This window comes from Rhizobium sp. N324 (assembly GCF_001664485.1).
In the GTDB taxonomy this organism is placed as follows: domain Bacteria; phylum Pseudomonadota; class Alphaproteobacteria; order Rhizobiales; family Rhizobiaceae; genus Rhizobium.
In genome coordinates, this window is the sequence record NZ_CP013635.1 from 151,571 (window position 1) to 171,506 (window position 19,936).

The window sequence follows — 19,936 nt, forward strand, 5'->3', positions numbered from 1 at the left end:
TCATGTCAACGATAGCCATGCCGGAGCCGCGTGCTGACATTCTGGCGCGCTTGCCTCAGATCATTGCCGAACTGGAAGCCGCCTTGCCCAAAGGCACCGTCATCTCGGATCCGCAGGAGACCCGGGCCTATGAATGTGACGCACTGACAGCCTATCGCTGTCCGCCGCTTGCGGTCGTCTTGCCGCGCAGCACCGAGGAGGTCGCGACAGCGATGCGTGTCTGCTATGAGCGCCGCGTCCCCGTCGTGCCTCGCGGGGCAGGGACCTCGCTCGCCGGCGGCGCCTTGCCCACCGCAGATAGCGTCGTTATCAGCACGATCCGGCTGCGCGAGATCCTCGAAGTCGACACGGCAAACCGGTTTATCCGGGTCCAGACCGGTGTCACCAATCTTGCCGTGAGTGCCGAACTGGACGCGGATGGATTTTTCTACGCGCCCGACCCATCGTCGCAGCTTGCCTGCACGATTGCCGGCAATATTGCGATGAATTCAGGGGGCGCCCACTGCCTCAAATACGGCGTCACCACGAACAATCTGATGGGCCTTCGCATGGTGCTGCCGAGCGGCGAAGTCGTCGAGCTGGGTGGGCCGTTTTTGGGGACGACCGGTCTTGATATTCTCGGACTCTTGTGTGGTTCCGAAGGCCAGCTCGCGATCATCACCGAGGCGACCTTGAAGATAGTGCCCAAGGCCGAAGGCGCCCGGCCGATGTTGATCGGTTTCGAAAGCGCCGAGATTGCCGGTGAATGCGTCGGCCGCATCATCCGCTCCGGTCTGCTGCCGGTGGCGATCGAATATATGGACGATGTGTGCCTGCGCGCGGTCGAAGCATTTGCCAAAGCCGGATATCCCGCCTGCGCCGCCGTTCTGATCGTCGAGGTCGAGGGATCAGAAGAGGAGATCGACGAGCAAACGCAGCGCATTCGCGCCATCGCCGAAGCGCTGGGAGCGGTAGAGTTTCGCAGCAGCCGAAACGCCGATGAATCGCTCGCGATCTGGAAAGGCCGCAAGTCTGCATTTGGTGCCATGGGTCGTCTCGGCGACTACCTGTGCCTCGACGGAACGGTGCCGGTTTCGAAACTCCCCTATACGCTGAAGCGCATCGGCGAGCTCTCAAGGCAATACGGCCTGGAAGTCGCCAACGTCTTTCATGCCGGTGACGGAAACATGCATCCGCTCATCTTGTTCAACGCCAACGCGCCGGGCGAGTTGGAGCGCGCCGAAGCTTTCGGCGCCGACATTCTTCGTCTTTGCGTTGACGTTGGCGGTTGCCTGACCGGCGAGCATGGGGTCGGCATCGAAAAGCGCGATCTCATGACCGCACAATTCAACATGACGGACATGGACATCCAGATGGCGATCAAGGACGTCTTCGATCCGGCCTGGCTGTTAAACGCTGCCAAAGTCTTTCCCCTTGAGGTGAGTAGGCCCTACCGCGAGAGAGCTCGATCACGATGACAGACGGCAACATGCTTGCATCCGTAGAGACCGTCTTCGCCCCCGCGGACGAACTTGAACTTTCCGCCTTCCTCGATGAGGCCCACAAGACGGAAAAAGCGCTCCACATCATGGGTGGCGGCACTCGCCTGAAGCCGAGTTTTCCATTCGAAACCACCACGCTGACGACCCGGCGCCTCAGCGGCATCCTGACCTACGAACCTGGTGCCATGACGCTGATCGCCCGAGCGGGGACGCCCGTTGAGGAAATCGAGGCGGTGCTTGCCATAGAGGGCCAGGCACTGGCTTTCGAGCCCATGGATCATCGTACCGTTCTTAACACGGGCGGTGTTCCAACCATCGGCGGCGTGGTTGCGACCAATGCGTCAGGGCCGCGGCGCGTCCAGATCGGCGCCTGCAGAGACCATCTGCTTGGGGTTCGCTTTGCCGATGGCCGGGGCCGGATCATCAAGAACGGCGGCCGGGTGATGAAGAACGTCACGGGTCTCGATCTTGGCAAACTTCTCTGTGGTTCCTTTGGCACACTAGGCGTCCTGACGGAAGTGGCCATAAAGACGCTGCCAGCACCCGAAAGCGAGCTGTCGGTCGGCTTCAACAATGTGTCGGTGTCGGAAGCGAGCCGGATTTTTCAAACCGTGCTTGCAAGCCCCATGGAGATTTCCGGCGCCGCCTTTCGATCCGGGACTGCTTGGCTGCGGATCGAGGGGCGCTCCAAGCAGGTCAAATACAGGCGCGAAAAGATATTCGACCTGCTACCTCACTATAATATCGACTTTCTCTACGATGTTGTGAGCAAGGACCTGTGGAGCCGGCTGCGAGATCTGCACCACTTTGACGACCCGCAGTTGCCGCTGTGGCGAATCCTGGTCAAGCCGACGGATGCGTCGATCGTCGCATCCGCACTCGAGAACCTTGGAGGAACCGTATCGCTCGATTGGGGAGGCGGGCTGATCTGGTTCGCGGGGCAGGCGGACGCGCTTGAGGTTCGCAGGGCCTGCGGCACCGGACAGGCCTTGTTGATGCGCAATGAAAGCCCATTTTGCGGCCCGAGGTTCGCGCCTGAGGGCAAAGCTGTTGCTCGCCTTTCGAAGGCATTGCGCAACCAGTTCGATCCCGCCGCAATCCTGAACCGCGGTTTGATGGACAGCTAGATGCAGACGAATTTCAATCAGACCCAGCTTTCAGACCCGGCTATACGCACATCAAACGAGATCCTGCGGTCCTGCGTCCATTGCGGCTTCTGCACGGCAACCTGCCCGACATATCGTGTGCTGGGCGATGAACTCGACAGTCCGCGCGGCCGGATCTACCTGATCAAGGATATGCTGGAAAACGACAGGGGTCCCGACGACGCAACCGTAAAGCACATCGACCGTTGCCTTAGTTGTCTCAGTTGCATGACGACATGCCCTTCCGGCGTGAACTATATGCACCTGATCGATCACGCGCGCGATTATATCGAGAAGAATTATACTCGCCGCTGGGACGATCGGGCCTTACGATGGCTGCTGGCCCGGATATTGCCGTATCCTCAGCGGTTCCGCTGGGCCTTGACCGCAGCCAAATTGGCCCGCCCCCTGCGGCGCCTTGTTCCCGATGTCCGGTTGCGGGCGATGCTGGAGATGGTGCCGGAGAGCATCCCCAAGGTCAGCAACAACGACAGGCCACAAGTATTTCCTCCAAAAGGCGAGCGGCGCAAACGCGTGGCTCTTCTGATCGGCTGCGCCCAGCGTGCGCTGAACACGGATATCAACGACGCAACGATCAGGCTTCTGACCCGCCACGGCTGCGAGGTGGTCGTTGCGAAAGGCATCGGCTGCTGCGGAGCGCTCACGCATCACATGGGTAAGGCCGAGGAAAGTCACGCCATGGCCAGCGCCAACATTCGGGCCTTGGTTCGGGAGCTTGATGGGGGAGGGCTGGATTCCATCGTCATCAACACGTCCGGATGCGGGACCACCGTCAAAGACTACGGACATATGTTCCGAAACGGCCCGATGGCGGCCGACGCTGAGCGCGTTTCGGCGATTGCCAGGGATGTCACCGAAGTCATGGCGGTTATCGGGCTCGAGGACGCTGGGCACGCCGATCCGCTTCGCGTCGCCTATCACGGCGCCTGCTCCCTGCAGCATGGCCAGCAAATTCGCGCCCAGCCGAAGGATCTCCTGAAATCAGCAGGCTTCGATGTGGTCGAGCCGCGCGATTCCCACATCTGCTGCGGTTCGGCGGGCACCTATAATCTGCTACAGCCGGCAATATCGAAGCAACTGCAATCCCGCAAAGTCGCAACCATCGAGGCCGTTCGCCCGCAACTGATCAGCACCGGCAATATCGGCTGCATGATGCAGATCGGTTCGAGTACCGAGCTTCCAATCGTCCACACCGTTGAACTGCTGGATTGGGCAACCGGCGGGCCAAAACCGAGAGGTCTTTCCAAGCTTCAATCCGGGCGACCGGATCTGCGCGGTGGTTGAGATCGTGAGGCTATCCGCCCCCCAATCTGCGAGAAACGGTTTTCGCAGCTCCGGCGACGCGCTCGCCGATTTGCCTGATGAGCCGGTCAGGCATTCGATGCGTTGGGCCGGAGACGGATATGCCGGCCACCGCTTCGCCGTGTACGTTCAAGATCGGCGCGGCGACGCAGCGCATGCCTTTGGTCCGCTCCTCATCGTCAATCGCATAGCCGCGCTCCCGGCTGACGATCAGTTCCTCTTTCAGCTGTGCGACCGAGCGCGCGGTATTTTCGGTAAACCGCTTCAAAGTGGAAGTCTTGAACAGGGCAGAAAGGCGACCATCATCATAGGTGCTGAGCAACGCCTTCCCGATGCCGGATGCATGAAGCGGCGACAGAGTTCCGGGCGGAAAAAAGGCGCGTATGGATTCATGTGTCTCGACCTGGCTGATGAAGAGAATATTCCCGTCCTTCTCTATGCCGAGGTTCGACGTCTCTCCTGTCTCCAGCATCAATTCGCGCATGATCGGGCGGCTTCGTTCGACGACATTGGATCGGCGCAGAAATGCCGCTCCGGTGCGGTAGGCTTCCGGGCCGATGAACCAGACCTGCCGATCAGGGCTGATCTCGACGAACTCGCGGCGTTCGAGCGTGGCGAGAACGCGATGCATCGTCGCGGGCGATTGATCGAGATGGGCAGAAAGTTCAGACAGTGTCATTCCTTCCGGCGACGCCAGCGCCTCCAAGACATCCAGAGCGCGATCGAGCGACTGTATGACGCTTGAGGACTGGGGTTCGTTGAACGATTTCGGGCGCCCTCGCCGTCGGTTTAAGTTTTGCATCGATCACCCTCGCAATTGCAGGCTTTTATCGTTAAATGAAAAATGAATTCACGCAATGAAAAATATTAACATATTGAAATTCCATATAAAATACCAAATTATTACACGATTGAAAATATTTTTCAAAAAAATATATCTTTGCGCAAACCCATGTTATCTAGTTTGAAAACACAGGAGGATGCATAACATGTACGGACAAAATCCGGTTTTCATCCCAGGCCCCACGAACATGCCGGAAATCCTGCGCAAGGCGGCGGACATGCCGACCATGGACCATCGTTCATCGATGTTCGGCGAAATACTTCATCCCGCTCTGGCGGGTGTGAAACAGGTTCTCAAAACCGAAACTGCTTCCGTTTTCATTTTTCCTGCCACGGGCAGCGGGGGATGGGAGACGGCGATCACGAATACGTTGAGCCCGGGCGATCGCGTCCTGGCTGGCCGACACGGCATGTTCAGCCATAAGTGGATCGACATGTGCCGGCGCTACCAGCTGAAAGTCGATGCTATCGAGTCCTCCTGGCACGACGGCGTCCCGCTGGCGCAATACGAGGAACTTCTTAACGGCGACAAGGCGCACGAGATCAAGGCCGTTCTCGTTACCCACAACGAAACCGCGACCGGCGTCAAGTCCGACGTTGCAGCGGTGCGCAGGCTGCTGAATGCCGCCAATCATCCAGCTCTGCTACTCGTCGACGGCGTCAGCTCCATCGCTTCGATGGACTTTCGAATGGATGAATGGGGCGTCGATGTTGCCGTGACCGGGTCGCAGAAGGGATTCATGCTGCCTGTCGGTCTGGCGATTACCGCCTTTTCAGCCAAGGCCATGGCGGCACTGGAAACGGCGAAATTTCCGCGGGCCTTCTTCGACGTGCGCGATATGGCCAAGGGCTATTCGACCAACGGCTACCCCTATACGCCGTCGGTCGGGCTCCTGAACGGTCTCAAAGTATCGACGGAGCTTCTTCTTCAAGAGGGTCTGGAGAACGTTTTTGCGCGGCACAGGCGCATCGCCTCCGGCGTTCGCGCCGCGGTTCGGGCCTGGCGGCTTGAGCTCTACGCCGCGCGCGAGGAGCTCTATTCCGACACGGTCACCGCGGTTCAGACGCCTGCCGGTTTCGATGCCTCCCGGTTTGTCACGCACGCTGCGACAAAATACGACGTCGCCTTCGGTGCTGGCCTCGGAGACGTCGCGGGTAAGGTGTTCCGCATCGGTCACGTCGGCAGCATGACGGATGTGATGGCGCTGTCCGGTATTGCCACGGCCGAGATGGTCATGGTCGACCTCGGCCTCAACATCAAACTCGGCTCCGGCGTTGCCGCGGCACAGGCAATCTACCGCAATAGCCAAAGCTCCGCGTTTTACATGGTAGCCTGAGGTCTGATCCAGATGTACATACCCACTCTATCCGACATGTTTGAAGCCCATCAGCGCATCAAACCGCACATCCATCGCACGCCTGTCCTTACCTCGACATTCATCGACACGCTTGCCGGTGCCAATCTGTTTTTTAAATGCGAGAACCTGCAGAAAGCCGGTGCCTTCAAGGCCCGTGGCGCTTCCAATGCGGTCTTTGGCCTCAGCGAAGAGCAAGCGGCGAGGGGCGTTGCCACCCATTCGTCCGGCAACCATGGCACCTGCCTATCCTATGCCGCCGGGCGCCGAGGAATTCCGTGCACCGTCGTCATGCCGCGGACGGCGCCGCAAGCCAAAAAGGACGCGGTGCGGGGCTACGGCGGCCAGGTCGTCGAATGCGAACCGTCGACGTCGTCGCGCGAGGCGGTTTTCGCCGAGGTCGTCGCCGAAACGGGCGCCGAATTCGTTCATCCCTATAACGACGCCCGCGTCATCGCCGGCCAGGCGACATGCTCGAAGGAGCTGATAGAGCAGGTCGATGACCTGGACGCGGTGATTGCACCCATCGGCGGCGGCGGCATGGTATCGGGCACCTGCCTGACGCTGACAAATCTTGCGCCAAGGGTGAAGATCTATGCCGCCGAACCCGAACAGGCCGACGATGCCTATCGTAGCTTCAAGGCCGGACACATCATCGCCGACGACGCGCCCAACACCATCGCGGACGGTTTGAAAGTTCCGCTGAAAGAGCTGACCTGGCACTTCGTAAAGAACAATGTCAGCGACATCCTCACCGCATCGGAGACTGACATCATCGACGCCATGAAGCTCATCTGGAAGCGTATGAAGATCGTCATGGAACCGTCGAGCGCCGTTCCGCTGGCGGCCATTCTGAAGAACAAACACCTGTTTTCCGGCAAGCGCATCGGCATCATCGTCACCGGCGGCAATGTCGATCTCGACACGTTACCCTGGCAATAAGGGAGAGGTAAATGAACATGCAAGCAAACTTCGACGGCCTTCAAGTCGGCTATGATGTACCGGCTCTGCCGGGAATGAGTGTCGAGGACATCCAGACGCCGTGTCTGATCCTCGATCTCGACGCGCTGGAGCGAAACATCCGGAAGATGGGTGACTACGCCAAAGCGCACAATATGCGTCATCGCGCCCATGGCAAGATGCACAAGTCCGTGGACGTCATGCGCCTCCAAGAGCAATTGGGCGGAGCCATCGGCGTATGCTGCCAAAAAGTGTCCGAAGCGGAGGTCTTCGTCAGAGGCGGGATCCGGGACGTCCTCGTCTCCAACCAGGTGCGCGATCCGCTGAAGATCGATCGCCTTGCGCGACTTCCCCAGCAGGGCGCCAGGATAATCGTATGCGTCGACGACCCGGACAATGTCGCTGAACTGTCCACCGCAGCCCAGAAACATGGCACCTCTCTGGATTGCTTCGTTGAAATCGACTGCGGCGCCGGTCGGTGCGGGGTCACCACGAGTTCGGCCGTTGTCGCGCTTGCTCGCGCTATCGATGCGGCTCCAGGCCTCCGCTTTGCCGGCATCCAGGCCTATCAGGGCGCCATGCAGCACATCGACAAGTATGAAGACCGCAAGCTCAAGCTCGACGTCGCCATTGCACAGGTGAAGGACGCCGTCGAAGCTCTGAAGAGCGGCGGCCTGGAGCCTGAACTGGTGAGCGGCGGCGGTACCGGCAGCTACTACTTCGAGAGCAATTCCGGGGTCTATAACGAGCTGCAATGCGGAAGCTATGCTTTCATGGACGCCGACTACGGGCGCATCCAGGACAAGGACGGCAACCGGATTGACAAGGGCGAATGGGAAAACGCGCTCTTTCTGTTGACCACCGTGATGAGCCACGCGAAGGCCGACAAGGCGATTTGCGACGCTGGCCTAAAGTCACAGTCGGTCGATTCCGGTCTGCCTTTCGTCTATGGCCGCAGCGACGTGAAATATGTCAAATGCACCGACGAACACGGCGTCATCGAAGATCCGCATGGCGTCCTGAAGATAAACGAGAAGCTTCGTCTTGTTCCCGGCCATTGCGATCCGACCTGCAATGTCCACGACTGGTATGTTGGCGTCCGCAACGGCAAGGTCGAAACACTTTGGCCGGTATCGGCGAGAGGCAAGGCGTATTGAGATGATCATCGTTCCAGAGCGCGCAATTGCAGATCTGATTGGATCGGCCGAATGCTTTACCGCTGTAGAACAGGTGTTCGCCGCCATGGCCAGAAAATCGGCCTATAATTTCCCGGTGGTCCGCGAATCGATAGGATATGCAGATGCGCTCTACGGATTCAAATCGGGTTTCGACCGGGAGAGCCTCTCTCTCGGTCTGAAATCCGGAGGTTTTTGGCCGAAAAATGCGGAAAAGGGCCTGACCAACCACCAATCGACGGTATTCCTGTTCGACGCGGACACCGGGCGATGCCGTGCTGTGGTGGGCGGAAATCTGCTGACCGCATTACGGACCGCAGCGGCGTCTGCAATCTCGATCAAATATCTGGCCCGTGAAGACGCGAAGATCCTCGGCATTATCGGCGCCGGACATCAATCAACCTTCCAGCTAAGGGCAGCAGTCCAGCAGCGAAACTTCGAGAAGGTGGTTGCCTGGAACTATCATCCGGAAATGCTGACTCGCCTCGAGGACGTTGCGAAAGAGGTCGGCTTACCCTTCGAAGCCGTCGATCTCCACAGGCTCGGAGCAGAGGCCGACGTGATCATTTCCATAACCTCGTCATTCAGGCCCAGCCTGATGGCCTCCCAGGTTCGTCCAGGCACGCATCTGGCGTGTATGGGAACCGATACCAAGGGCAAGCAGGAGGTGGACGCCAAGCTGGTGGCTGCGTCTTCGCTCTTCACCGATGAAGTGGCGCAGGCGATAACCATCGGCGAATGCCAGCATGCCATCGCCGCTGGCCTGATCGCTGCAGAAGACATTCTTGAGATTGGCGCTGTCATCACAGGCGAAGAGAAAGGGCGCCGCTCAGCCGACGACATTACCTTGTTCGACGGAACAGGCGTCGGATTGCAGGATCTTGCGGTGGCCTCGGCTGTCGTCGACCTAGCCGTGTCGAAAGGTGTGGCGATCGAAGTCGACTTCTGATCGGCGGCGGTCATCCGTAGGCGCAAACTCCTCGTCAAGACTGAGCAGATAGCCGACAAACTCTATCGAGCCGCAGCGTTTCCGCAACAGAGATTGTTCGAGAGGGATCGGTTCCGGATCCCTTATGTTCGCGAACCAGCATGAGGTTTTTCCGGGATTTTGCGGCATCGATTAACAGACTGCAGGATAACATTCGCCTTCAGGCCGATGCTCCGCTCATTGGTTGCTTCCTCGCTCTATCCCCGAGCTTGCCATCGCTGGACTGCAGAAGGAAACTCGGCCGACCTCAGTCAGCCGAGCCGGGTGCGCGGCTGGACCTGCTACGATGCCAACGCGTATTGTTGAGCACCGTATGCATTGAAGCTGCGGGTCTTGAATTGGCGAACCAACGTGGCAAGCCTTTCTGTTTCTTGGGTCAGACTCTGTGCGGCCGCAGTCGTCTGCTCGACCATGGCTGCATTCTGCTGCGTCACCTTGTCCATCTGATCGCCGGCGGCTGAAACCTCCCGCAAGCTGAGCGCCTGCTCGCGAGCCGATACGGCGATCTCGGAGACGGTGGCGCTCATCGCGCCAACCTGCATGACAATCTGCTTCAACGACACACCGGACTCGCCGACGAGTTGTACTCCTGCTTCAACTTGACCAGACGAGGTCGAGATGAGTTGCTTGATCTCCTTGGCGGCAGTGGCGGATCGCTGAGCCAACTCCCGCACTTCCTGCGCAACGACAGCAAAGCCTTTGCCCGCTTCGCCGGCCCTGGCCGCCTCGACCCCTGCGTTGAGCGCGAGCAAATTTGTCTGAAAGGCGATTTCATCGATCACGCCGATGATATTGCCGATCCGTGACGACGAATTCTGGATTTCATTCATGGCGACGATTGCACGCCTGACGATTTCACCGCCTTTTTCGGCATTGGTACGTGCCGTTGCGACTGCCTCCTGAGCACGACTTGCGCCCTCAGCCGTTCCGTTGACGCCCCGGGTGACATCTCCAAGGGCGGCAACCGTTTCTTCGAGCGAGGCAGCCTGCTGTTCCGTACGGCGAGCAAGATCGTTCGATGCCATGGAAATTTCGTCGAGCCCGGACCTGATGGTGCCGACAGTCTGCACGACGGCACCGAAGACCTCTTCCAAGCTGGCCACCGAATCGTTGAAACGATCGAGGATTGCGGTGTAGCGCACGTCGACGTGTCCGACTCTTGCGGTAAGATCGCCAGATGAGAGCGCGTCCAATCCCTTCGAAATTTCGTGGAAGGCATGCTCCATCGCATCGGTATCGGTCAGGCGTTCGGCTTCTTGCCGCAGGCGTTGTTCTTCGGCCGCAAGGCGCACGGCATTGGTCTCCGCGACCATTTTTGCGCGTCCTGTTTCCTGGAAGACCTTCAGGGAACGTGCCATTGCGCCAAGTTCATGACGGTTTTCGGCTCCTTCGAAAAGCGTCAGCTCTTCCCCATGGGCGAGTTTTTCCATCGACCAAGCCATCTTACGAACCGCGCCGGCAATCAGCCGGCCCAAATAATAGGACAGCACGAGACCAAGGATGATGAGAGCAGCGCTGATGACCAGCGTCAGCCGCGATGCCGCAAAAACCGTTGTCTCAACCGAGCCATCCAACGTCTTTTGCGTGCCCGAGACGGTGGCCTGCAAAGACTTGAATCCAGTCAATATTTTGGGGGCAAGTTCATTCAGTTCCGTCTCCCGGACGCGCTTTGTCTCCAGCAGGACGTCTCTCATTTCTCCGAGGCGAGCGGTATAATTCTGCATGAGCTGAGCGGCACCCTCGAGGCGTTTTTGCTGCAGCGCATTCTTTGCCGTCTTGGCCGCGCCGTCATTGAGGTCGAGGGCATCGTTGAGTGCGGCTTGGGCGATATCGTAAGCTCCAAGATCACCGGAATGAGCAAAACGCTCCGAATAGTAAAGGCTCCGATTTATTGCTTCCAATGTTGTCGACGTGGCATGCATCAGTTGCAGGTCGTTTTAACGCCAAGCGCTACGCAGAATATCGTTGAGCGCGGCGCTCGTCCAAGGGCCGAATTCGGTGACTTTGGAGATCAGCAAAATGCGTCTGGCTTGCAAGGAGACGATCTTGTCGAAGGCCTTGCTGTAGGCGCCAACCTCCTCGCGGATTTCAGCCATGCCGGTTAGGAGATCCTGGTTGCCGGCAAAACGCGGATCGTTCGCCTCAAATGCGCCAACACCGGCCTTAAGACGCTCGACAAGCGCCTGCGTCGGATTGGAGCGGAACGCCTCGGCCGACATTTGGATGTCGTGCAGCTGGTCGCTGTACTCGGAGATTCCAAGACTTTCGCCAACCGTCTTGCGGTAGGAGGAAAATATGTAAGAGAGCTCGCTCATACCCGATATGACATTGATGGATAGCAGGCCCATGAAGAGAATAAGCGGCAAGAAGCCGACCGTGATTTGTGCACGGATGCCAAGTTTGTTCCAGAAATGCATGATAGATCCTCACAGGCTCACTGGCTCTTCGGCAGGTAACGCGCGATGTTTTGGGGTGTGACGAGTTCGAACGGAATGTAGTTTTCCCGGGGAACCTTTTCGCCGCGCATGAGCTTGACGGCAGCATCCACGGCACCGGCGCCTTGTCCGGCTGCATTTTGGAAAACAGTGACGGCAAGATCGCCCGCAGCCATTTCAGCCAAAGCGTCATCGATGGCATCGATGCCGGCAACCACCACCTCCTTCATGGGAATGCCGTTCCGCTTCAGTGCGCGAATGGCGCCGAGCGCCATGTCGTCATTGTTTGCGATGACGGCGTCGAATTTGACGCCGGCGGAGAGCCATTCCTGGACTTGGGCGTCCGCGAACTCTGGCGACCAGTAAGCTGTCTGGCGTTCGACCACCTTTAGATCCTTGCACGCCGACGTCGCAATGACATCGTCGATATCCGTGGTGCGGGCCCGGGCCGCGGCATGGAAGGGCTCGCCGATCAGTACGGCGACTCGTCCTTTTCCGTTGAGAAGTCTGCAAACCTCCTTGGCTTGCAACGTCCCCGATTCCTTCTCATCTGAAGCGACCACCGCCTGGTTTTCCGGTAAGTCGGCGACATTGGCAGGGACATTATTCACATAAACCAGAGGAATTCCGGCACTGGCGGCGATCGGCGTCAATTGTGCCCCGAGATCGCCATCGGAGAGCAGGACGATGAGGGCATCGACCTTGTCGGCGACGAGTTCCTGGATCTGCTTCTTTTGCAGATCATTGTCGCCCTTGGCATTCTGAGTGACCACCTTTAATCCGGCCTTGTCCTTCGCATGCGACAGTAGTCCGTTCAAAAGGGTGGTGTTGAATTTATCGAGATCGGCGACCGAGACGCCGAGAGTTTCACTTTGCGCAACCGATGTAATCGTTATCATTAGCAATGCAGAAATAATGACGCTCTTCATGTCCTCACCCAAAATAACCGCTAGCAAAAGGAGCTTCAGCAATTTTAGTGAAAATTGATTTAACGGAAACCACGGGCGACTCCGAAAAAGAAAGGCGATCGTTGTCATCGCAATCTTGGACAAGTCAAATACGATGTAATCGTTGACATTCCGCAATTGCCGTGTTTGTATACGTTAACATAAGAATCGAGTGGGCTACTGTACTCCCCACAAGCCAACACCGTTTTGGGATCGAGACTTCGGCCATAGCAACTGAGGGGCGTGTGATCCGAGACGGCTGCAGTTCGTGAGACGGAGCAACCCAGTCGCGACCCGCCAGCATTTGCTGACCGTTGGAATGAAACCGGGAAGCTCCGGCAATTTGTCACCAACGCACCCCAACTCGCGTTTGGAGCATCAAGCTCATAAAGGATGTGGCTTAGATAGTGGAGGCCGTATGACCATGAAGAGAATTGATAGTGAGATTCGGGTTTGCGATTTGGAGGCGCTTTATCGGCCCCTGGCGCTGAAGGCTGTGGTCGCTGCCTATTGTATTCGTTCTAAAATCGATCATTGCGACTCTCGCAACACGAAACCCTATCAATTTAACTCGCGATTCCACGGTAGCGCCGAACAAGAACGTTAGACAGCTATCCCAAAGTTCCATTTATCGGCCGGTGGCGGCATTTGATGATGTGAGGCTCATATCTTTCCATGACTGGAGGGAAAGACTGTTAGGCCCCACGCTGCTGGGACATCTTAAGGCGGCAAGGTTTCACGAGGCCTGCAATCTGCTATCCCTCGACAGCAGCGCCGCTGGACAAGCCAGAGGCCACCAGAGTTCACAACCCAGTGAAATCAAAGGCATGGGCGGAACCGTCGGCTTACCCTGATATGTTCCATAAGCTATCTTATGCAACAGACTACTGTAGAGGCTATTTAGTAATGCGACAGTTGGGCCAGTTAGAGATGCGACAATCTCGCCTCTCGACAACTGGTCAATGCCAATGTCGGGAGCAAGGATGACGACCTTCAGCCTGGTCGAGACCATGAGCGGTCGGAGTCGTCATGTCCTTTATGATCACTATGTCGCAGAAAGAATTGCATCGCCTCGAACTCATCCAGAAGATCCGTGACGAACGCCTGAGCGTTGTGCAGGCCGCCGAACGGCTCGACCTCAGTCGAAGTCAGGTCCATCGGCTGCTGCAGGCCTATGACCGGGATGGTCCGGCCGGGCTTGTTTCCAAGAAGCGATCGCGACCGAGCAACCGGCGCCATAGCGAGGAGTTTCGCAATGCGGCGCTGAATCTGATCCGTGAACGCTATCTGGATTTCGGTCCGACGCTGGCGCGTGAGAAGCTGATCGAGCTGCACCGGATCTCGGTCGCCAAGGAGACCCTGCGGCAATGGATGACCGAGGCCGGCATCTGGGTCTCGCGTCGGGAACGCAAGAAGCGGGTTTTCCAGCCACGCGGCCGACGTGATTGCTTTGGCGAACTGGTACAGATCGATGGCTCGCATCACTGGTGGTTCGAGAACCGTGGGCCCAAATGCGCCCTGCTCGTCTATATCGACGACGCCACCGGCAAGCTGCTGCATCTACGGTTTGCCGGCTCGGAGAACACCTTCGACTATCTGCACGCGACCAAGGCCTATCTGCAGCAATGGGGCAAACCGCTGGCCTTCTACAGTGACAAGCACGGCGTCTTTCGTTCGACCCATGCGTCGGAGAAGGACCGGACGAGCGGCCTGACACAATTCGGCCGCGCGCTTTATGAGCTGAACATCGACATCATCTGTGCCAATACCCCGCAGGCCAAAGGCCGCGTCGAACGTGCGAACCAGACACTGCAGGATCGGCTGGTCAAGGAAATGCGGCTGCGCGGCATCGACACGATCGAGGAAGCCAACGCCTATGCGCCTGAGTTCATTGCGGATTTCAACGCGCGTTTTGGCAAACAGCCGCGTAATCCGAAGGACATGCACCGGCCGTTGGCCGACCACGAGAACCTCGATGGCGCCATGTGCCGCAAGGAAGTTCGCACGCTGTCGCAGGCTTTGACGCTGCGCTATGACAAGGTGCTGTTCATCCTTGATCCGACAGATCTTTCCAGGTCCCTGGCGGGTAAGAAGGTCGTCGTTTGCGACTATCCGGACGGGCGCCTCGAGATCATGCACGAGAGCTTTGCCCTGCCCTACCGAACCTTTGACACGTTACGCTCCGTGCATCGCGCCGAGGTCGTCGATAACAAGCGGTTGGACGACATGCTGTCTGTTGTCGCCGAGCTGCAGGCTGGGCGGGAGCAGCAGCGCAGCAAGGGCGGACCACGGCGAACTGGGCAGACGGACCATATGTTCGGCATTCGCGATGGCAGCACGGGGAACGGCTACCAGAAGCGTGGACGCAAGCCGAGAACGGATTACATGAACGATCCGGCGGTGATCGCACGGCGGGAGAAAGCGTTATTGAGGCAGCCGGCTGCGGAATAAAGGGCGTCAATTCACGCCGATATCGCTTTGCGTATCTGACTCCAATTGCAGGCAGGCGGACCAAAGCGCGTCTTGTGGAAGGCTCCGTCTTGAAGAAGCGTGAGCCCTTCTCGTGCCTCATAAAGCAGGCCCAGCCAGCACAGGCGCCGCAGGACGCCATATTGGAGATCGGATTTGAGCTCCCAGGCTTCCAGGGTCATTTCGGTGGCGGACAGAGGTGCCGTGTCTGGATAGAGGATCTTCACGACGTCCAAAGGCGTACAGCCTTCTCTCGCCTTGATATTGAGAAGATTGAGGAACATGCGCCACCAGCGTAGGCGCGCTTGCACCTCAGCTTCCCGCTCGGTGGCATGGACATACGAGTAGAGATAGTCTGTGGCCACGAGATCGAAGAAGGCTTGCGGGTTCACCAGAAACTCCCGGCCGCGTCTGGTTGGCAGCAGCACATCCTTTTTCCGGCGAAGAAGCTTCAGATGGCGGGTCATGTCCCGCACGACCCAGAGCGGCGGCATGTCGCTTTCGTTCAGCACTTTGTTCATGCTGTAAAGGTCTTCAGCTGTGAAGTCGGGCCACAGGAAGTTCACAGCGGCCCAATGTACGAATTTGCGGTTCATAGCACCGGTCGCGGTCAATCCTATGCCACCCTCACCGTCAGCATAGGCAACGGACAGAAGCATGCCGCGAAGAAGAGGTGACAGCGCGGCGACATCGACGTCACCCTGCAGCTTGATTTCCGGAAGCATCGTGCAGCTTTGATCCCTACCCGCTCAATTCAGATAAAAGCGAGTATCAGCCGGCGACTGAACAATTGCTATTGAGAAAGCTAAAGCCGAAGAGGTGTTCTTTCACCCGCCCCCGCTCCGCCCTTTCAACCCGGCCCAGCCGGTCGGATCGGGGGCTGATCATCGGTGCCAGTGTCGCGTTTCTAACTGGCTGACAATGTCGCAGCCCTATTCGGCTTTGACAACTACTGTAGAGGGGCACATTCTATTTCCAACTGCGACATGCCAGAAAAAACAATGGCTTCCCTTTGGAGATTTTGGAATGTCCCGATGCTATTTGCAACTGACCCTCGCCGATCGTCGTCGGCTGCACCAGCTTGTCGAACGCAAGGTGCCGGTCAATGAGATGGCGCGCCAGCTCGGCCGGCACCGCTCGACGATCTATCGCGAGATCAGGCGCAATACGTTCCATGATCGCGAACTTCCCGAATATAGCGGCTATTACTCGACGGTTGCCAACGACATCGCCAAGGATCGGCGGCAACGCCTGCGCAAGCTCAGACGGCATCCGCAATTGCGCGAACTGATCATCGACAGATTGCAGGCCTGCTGGTCGCCCGAGCAGATTGCTGGCCGCCTATGGGCGGACGGCCTCAGTCTCGTTCGGATTTGCGCCGAAACGATCTATCGCTTCGTCTACGGCAAGGAAGATTATGGGTTGGGCCTCTATCGCTACTTGCCCGAGGCGCGCCGCAAACGCCGTCCTCGCGGCTCCAGAAAACCACGCGACAGCGTGTTTCCTGGAGCTCACAAGATATCGCAACGACCTGATTTTATTGACGATCGATCACAATTCGGCCATTGGGAGGGCGACCTGCTGATCTTCCGACGTGATATGGGTCCCGCCAACCTCACCTCATTGGTCGAGCGCAAAAGCCGCTACACCGTGATGATCAAGAACCAGAGCCGGCACTCGCGGCCGATCATGGACAAGATCATCGAAGCATTCTCTCCTTTGCCGGCATTCGCACGCCAGAGCTTCACCTTCGACCGCGGCACGGAGTTTGCCGGATTCAGGGCTTTGGAAGACGGTATCGGCGCACGCAGCTGGTTCTGCGATCCCAGCGCACCGTGGCAGAAAGGCGCGGTGGAAAACACCAACAAACGTATCCGCCGCTTCATGCCGGGCGAGACGGACCTGACGGCCGTCTCGCAGCAGGACCTGATCCAGCTCGCTCGTCAGCTTAACGACCAGCCGAGAAAGTGCCTCGGCTATCGAACGCCGGCCGAAGTCTTCCTCACACATTTGCAAGATGGGGCCTGATCCCCTACCCTCAAAACGGCATGATGCGCTTGGGTTAGATTCTCCACCGCAAAGTTGAAGTGTCCTGTTTCTGCAAAGTTGGAATGTCACTCTCCCCGCGTTTGATGGCGCGGGAGACAAGCGGATGGGACTGATTGCGATGAGCGAGCGTGACCTGCAGCCGACGGCCTAATCCTGGTTGGCAGCGACCGGCACGCTGCCTTCGTTCGAATGACGGGCTTCGGTCTGCCGGGCGGCGGAGATGAGGCGGCGCTGTACGCGGATGGCGTGCCATTGCTGGTCGATCAGGACGCCGATGAGGATCACGCCGCCCATGACGGCGAAATTCAGCGACGACGGGATGCCAAGCAGATTGACGAGATTCTGCAGCTCCTGGAGCAGGACCGTGCCGAGCACCACGCCGACGATCGAGCCCTCGCCGCCGCGCAGCGAAAAGCCGCCGAGGACGGCGGCGGCAATCGCGTAGAGTTCGTAGAACTGGCCATGGCTCGCCGGTGAGATCGAGCGTGTGTACATGGCGAAATAAATCGCCGAAAGCGCCGTCAGCAGCCCGCAAATGATATAGGCCGACATGATCATGCGGCCAGTGCGGATACCGGAATAGCGGGCCGCCTCCTCGTTCTTCCCGATGGCGTAAAGATAACGCCCGAAGACGGAGCGATGCAGCATGATCCACATCACCACGGCGATGATGACGAGTGCGATGAAGGTGTTGGGAACGCCGTAGAGTCTTCCGGCGGTCAGGAATTCGAGGTCCGGGAAATTCTGGCCGAACGCAAAGCCCGCCGTGCCGTCGGCGGTGTAGAATCGCGCTGCCCCGCGATAAATCAGCAGGCCGCAGAGGGTGACGACGAAGGGCTGCAGGTTGAGCCGGGTGATCAGCCAGCCGTGGACGGCGCCGATGACCGCGCCAAGCGCGAGAATGAGCGGCAGCGCCAGCATCCACGGCATATCCTGGACCGCGATGAAATCGACGAACAGCACGCCGAGAAGGGCGACGAGCGAACCTACGGAAAGCTCAATACCGCCGGTAATGATGACAAAGGCTTGGCCGATCGACAGGATGCCGAACAGGCCGATCAGGTTGGCGGTGTTGGCAAGATTGATCGGCAGCAGGAAGCGCGGATTGATGATGGCGACGACGATGCCGACGACGACGATCAAAAGCAGCAGTCCCAGATCTTTTTTGACCATTCGAGATCCATTCCCCGATACTTGTGTATTGGCCGCAGCCGCTATTTTACGCTTTTGCCGACGGCAAGCAAAAGCACGCTTTCCTGGCTGAATTCGTCCTCTTCCAAGATGCCGGCGATCTGGCCCTCATGCATGACGGCGATGCGGTCGGAAACGCCGATCACCTCTTCCATGTCGCTGGAGATCATCAGGATTGCCACCCCGGCATCGGCAAGCGCCCGCATCAGGCCGTAGATCTCGTTCTTCGCGCCGATATCGATGCCGCGCGTCGGCTCGTCGAAGATCATCACCCTCGGGCTCATCGACAACCATTTGGCAAGCACCACCTTCTGCTGGTTGCCGCCGGATAGCGTGCCGGTTCGCGTTGAAACGGAAGGTGCCTTGATCGCAAGGCGAACCCGCTGCTTTTCGGCCGCCGCCGTCTCCCGTTCGGCAGAAAGCATGAAACGGCTGGAAAGCTTGGGAAGATCGGCAAGGGTTATGTTCTGGGCGATGGGAAAATCGAGGAGAGTGCCGTTGCGCTTGCGATCCTCCGGCACCAGGAAAATGCCGCGAGCGACGGCGTCGCGGGCGGAACGGACAGAAATTTCCTGCCCGTCCTGCAGGATGGTTCCGCCGTAGCTCCGGTCGATGCCGAAGAATACCCTTGCAAGCTCGGTACGGCCCGACCCGACGAGGCCCGCAAGCCCCATGATTTCTCCATAGCGGATTTCCAGATCGACGGGACGGCCGGGATAGGCCTCGGTGCGCACGCCGCTTGCCTTCAGCGCCACCGAGCCCGGCGAGCGCTGCGGTTTTGCGGTCCGAGCCGCGAGCACCCGGCCGATCATCAGTTTGACCATCTGGTCGTGGCCGATGTCTTTCCTGGCGAGCGTGCCGACAAGCGTGCCGTCGCGCAGCACGACGACGCGGTCGGCGACACGCTCAACCTCGTGGAGGCGATGCGAGATGAAAATGACGCTGATGCCGTCGGCTTTCAGCGATTTGATAATGCTGAGTAGCCGTTCGGTTTCGGCCAGCGGCAGGCTGGACGTCGGTTCGTCGAAAATGACGAGCCTGGCGTTGATGGACAGCGCCTTGGCGATTTCCACCATCTGTTGCTCGGCAAGGGAAAGCGACGCCACCGGCGTGTCGGCGGAAAAATGAGCCCCGACGCGCTTCAGGAGCGGCTTGGCCATGCCTCGCAGCCGATCGCGATCGACGAGCTTGAAAGGTCCGGCCTTCAGCGGCTCGCGGCCGAGGAAAATATTGGCCGCCACGTCGAGATTGTCGAAGAGATTGAGTTCCTGATGCACGAAGGCGATGCCGGATGAGATGCTCGATTCCACCGTGAGGGAGCGAAGCTCCGCCCCGTCGAGCAGGATCGTGCCTCGGTCGGGGGCGATCACGCCGCCGAGAATCTTCATCAGCGTCGATTTTCCAGCGCCGTTTTCGCCGACAAGGCCGATGACCTCGCCTGGCATGATGTCCATTGACAGGCCTTCGAGCGCAACGACGCCCGGATAGGTCTTGCCAACGCCGGAAAGCGACAGGAATGGCGTTCCGGGCGCGCCCGGTGACGGGATGTCGGAACTATGGTTCATCGGCTGTCCA

General features: G+C 58.6%; 13 protein-coding genes and 2 pseudogenes. 9 read left to right on the forward strand and 6 right to left on the reverse strand.

The genetic code is table 11. The annotated features are described in order from the left end of the window. Nucleotides 1-2 precede the first annotated feature (2 nt). From AMK05_RS30685 to glcF, 3 genes are read left to right on the forward strand one after another with little or no spacing between them, the layout of a single operon-like run. A complete protein-coding gene (locus AMK05_RS30685) occupies nt 3-1,457 on the forward strand; it encodes an FAD-linked oxidase C-terminal domain-containing protein (protein WP_064843967.1) in 1,455 nt (484 codons plus the stop codon). Further along, nucleotides 1,454-2,608, forward strand: coding sequence for an FAD-binding protein (locus tag AMK05_RS30690; RefSeq protein WP_094447703.1), 1,155 nt, complete (start codon nt 1,454-1,456; stop codon nt 2,606-2,608). The genes AMK05_RS30685 and AMK05_RS30690 overlap by 4 nt, the downstream gene beginning before the upstream one ends. Continuing rightward, nucleotides 2,609-3,931: a glycolate oxidase subunit GlcF gene (gene glcF, locus AMK05_RS30695; RefSeq protein WP_064843969.1), complete on the forward strand. Its 1,323-nt coding sequence runs from the start codon at nt 2,609-2,611 to the stop codon at nt 3,929-3,931. Nucleotides 3,932-3,941: 10 nt separating this feature from the next. Here the strand turns inward: glcF and bhcR are convergent, their stop codons facing one another. Further along, entirely contained in the window at nt 3,942-4,751 is an 810-nt protein-coding gene (gene bhcR / locus AMK05_RS30700) for an HTH-type transcriptional regulator BhcR (protein ID WP_064843971.1), read from the reverse strand. A gap of 187 nt (nt 4,752-4,938) precedes the next feature. On the opposite strand from bhcR, the gene bhcA reads away from it, so the two are divergent. Genes bhcA through bhcD form a run of 4 tightly spaced genes read left to right on the forward strand, consistent with a single transcriptional unit; the run spans nt 4,939 to nt 9,231 of the window. Next, nucleotides 4,939-6,129, forward strand: a complete 1,191-nt coding sequence (gene bhcA, locus AMK05_RS30705; RefSeq protein WP_064843973.1) for an L-aspartate--glyoxylate aminotransferase BhcA — start codon at nt 4,939-4,941, stop codon at nt 6,127-6,129. A 12-nt stretch (nt 6,130-6,141) separates the two neighbouring features. Then, nucleotides 6,142-7,089, forward strand: a complete 948-nt coding sequence (bhcB, locus tag AMK05_RS30710) for a beta-hydroxyaspartate dehydratase BhcB (protein ID WP_064843975.1) — start codon at nt 6,142-6,144, stop codon at nt 7,087-7,089. An 11-nt stretch (nt 7,090-7,100) separates the two neighbouring features. Further along, entirely contained in the window at nt 7,101-8,264 is a 1,164-nt protein-coding gene (gene bhcC / locus AMK05_RS30715) for a 3-hydroxy-D-aspartate aldolase BhcC (protein ID WP_064843977.1), read from the forward strand. A gap of 1 nt (nt 8,265) precedes the next feature. Continuing rightward, on the forward strand, nt 8,266-9,231 hold the full coding sequence (gene bhcD / locus AMK05_RS30720; protein WP_064843979.1) for an iminosuccinate reductase BhcD: 966 nt from the start codon (nt 8,266-8,268) through the stop codon (nt 9,229-9,231). 320 nt (nt 9,232-9,551) lie between these two features. On the opposite strand, the pseudogene AMK05_RS30725 reads toward bhcD, so the two are convergent. Both AMK05_RS30725 and AMK05_RS30730 read right to left on the reverse strand, forming a co-directional pair. Beyond that, nucleotides 9,552-11,690, reverse strand: a pseudogene (locus AMK05_RS30725) (methyl-accepting chemotaxis protein). A gap of 14 nt (nt 11,691-11,704) precedes the next feature. Further along, nucleotides 11,705-12,634 (reverse strand): substrate-binding domain-containing protein, encoded by a 930-nt coding sequence (locus tag AMK05_RS30730; RefSeq protein WP_064843981.1) that lies wholly within the window; start codon nt 12,632-12,634, stop codon nt 11,705-11,707. 1,047 nt (nt 12,635-13,681) lie between these two features. On the opposite strand from AMK05_RS30730, the gene AMK05_RS30735 reads away from it, so the two are divergent. Continuing rightward, nucleotides 13,682-15,103, forward strand: a complete 1,422-nt coding sequence (locus AMK05_RS30735) for an ISNCY-like element ISRel10 family transposase (protein WP_064838507.1) — start codon at nt 13,682-13,684, stop codon at nt 15,101-15,103. A 6-nt stretch (nt 15,104-15,109) separates the two neighbouring features. Here the strand turns inward: AMK05_RS30735 and AMK05_RS30740 are convergent. Continuing rightward, nucleotides 15,110-15,846: pseudogene (locus AMK05_RS30740) on the reverse strand (hypothetical protein). A gap of 301 nt (nt 15,847-16,147) precedes the next feature. On the opposite strand from AMK05_RS30740, the gene AMK05_RS30745 reads away from it, so the two are divergent. Further along, complete coding sequence (locus tag AMK05_RS30745; RefSeq protein WP_064843983.1) at nt 16,148-17,149, forward strand: IS30 family transposase; 1,002 nt, start codon at nt 16,148-16,150, stop codon at nt 17,147-17,149. A gap of 168 nt (nt 17,150-17,317) precedes the next feature. On the opposite strand, the gene AMK05_RS30750 is transcribed toward AMK05_RS30745, so the two are convergent. Beyond that, entirely contained in the window at nt 17,318-18,343 is a 1,026-nt protein-coding gene (locus tag AMK05_RS30750) for an ABC transporter permease (RefSeq protein ID WP_064843985.1), read from the reverse strand. A 41-nt stretch (nt 18,344-18,384) separates the two neighbouring features. Then, nucleotides 18,385-19,926 carry a sugar ABC transporter ATP-binding protein gene (locus tag AMK05_RS30755; RefSeq protein WP_064843988.1) on the reverse strand — a complete coding sequence of 514 codons (1,542 nt, stop codon included), beginning with the start codon at nt 19,924-19,926 and terminating at the stop codon, nt 18,385-18,387. Nucleotides 19,927-19,936: the final 10 nt, after the last annotated feature.

Coding starts and splice junctions, on each gene's coding strand:
- bhcB (WP_064843975.1), top strand. CDS start 6,142: ATGTACATACCCACTCTATCCGACATGTTTGAAGCCCATCAGCGCATC.
- bhcC (WP_064843977.1), top strand. CDS start 7,101: ATGAACATGCAAGCAAACTTCGACGGCCTTCAAGTCGGCTATGATGTA.
- bhcR (WP_064843971.1), bottom strand. CDS start 4,751: ATGCAAAACTTAAACCGACGGCGAGGGCGCCCGAAATCGTTCAACGAA.
- AMK05_RS30745 (WP_064843983.1), top strand. CDS start 16,148: ATGTCCCGATGCTATTTGCAACTGACCCTCGCCGATCGTCGTCGGCTG.
- AMK05_RS30730 (WP_064843981.1), bottom strand. CDS start 12,634: ATGAAGAGCGTCATTATTTCTGCATTGCTAATGATAACGATTACATCG.
- bhcD (WP_064843979.1), top strand. CDS start 8,266: ATGATCATCGTTCCAGAGCGCGCAATTGCAGATCTGATTGGATCGGCC.
- AMK05_RS30755 (WP_064843988.1), bottom strand. CDS start 19,926: ATGAACCATAGTTCCGACATCCCGTCACCGGGCGCGCCCGGAACGCCA.
- glcF (WP_064843969.1), top strand. CDS start 2,609: ATGCAGACGAATTTCAATCAGACCCAGCTTTCAGACCCGGCTATACGC.
- AMK05_RS30735 (WP_064838507.1), top strand. CDS start 13,682: ATGTCCTTTATGATCACTATGTCGCAGAAAGAATTGCATCGCCTCGAA.
- AMK05_RS30685 (WP_064843967.1), top strand. CDS start 3: ATGTCAACGATAGCCATGCCGGAGCCGCGTGCTGACATTCTGGCGCGC.
- bhcA (WP_064843973.1), top strand. CDS start 4,939: ATGTACGGACAAAATCCGGTTTTCATCCCAGGCCCCACGAACATGCCG.
- AMK05_RS30750 (WP_064843985.1), bottom strand. CDS start 18,343: ATGGTCAAAAAAGATCTGGGACTGCTGCTTTTGATCGTCGTCGTCGGC.
- AMK05_RS30690 (WP_094447703.1), top strand. CDS start 1,454: ATGACAGACGGCAACATGCTTGCATCCGTAGAGACCGTCTTCGCCCCC.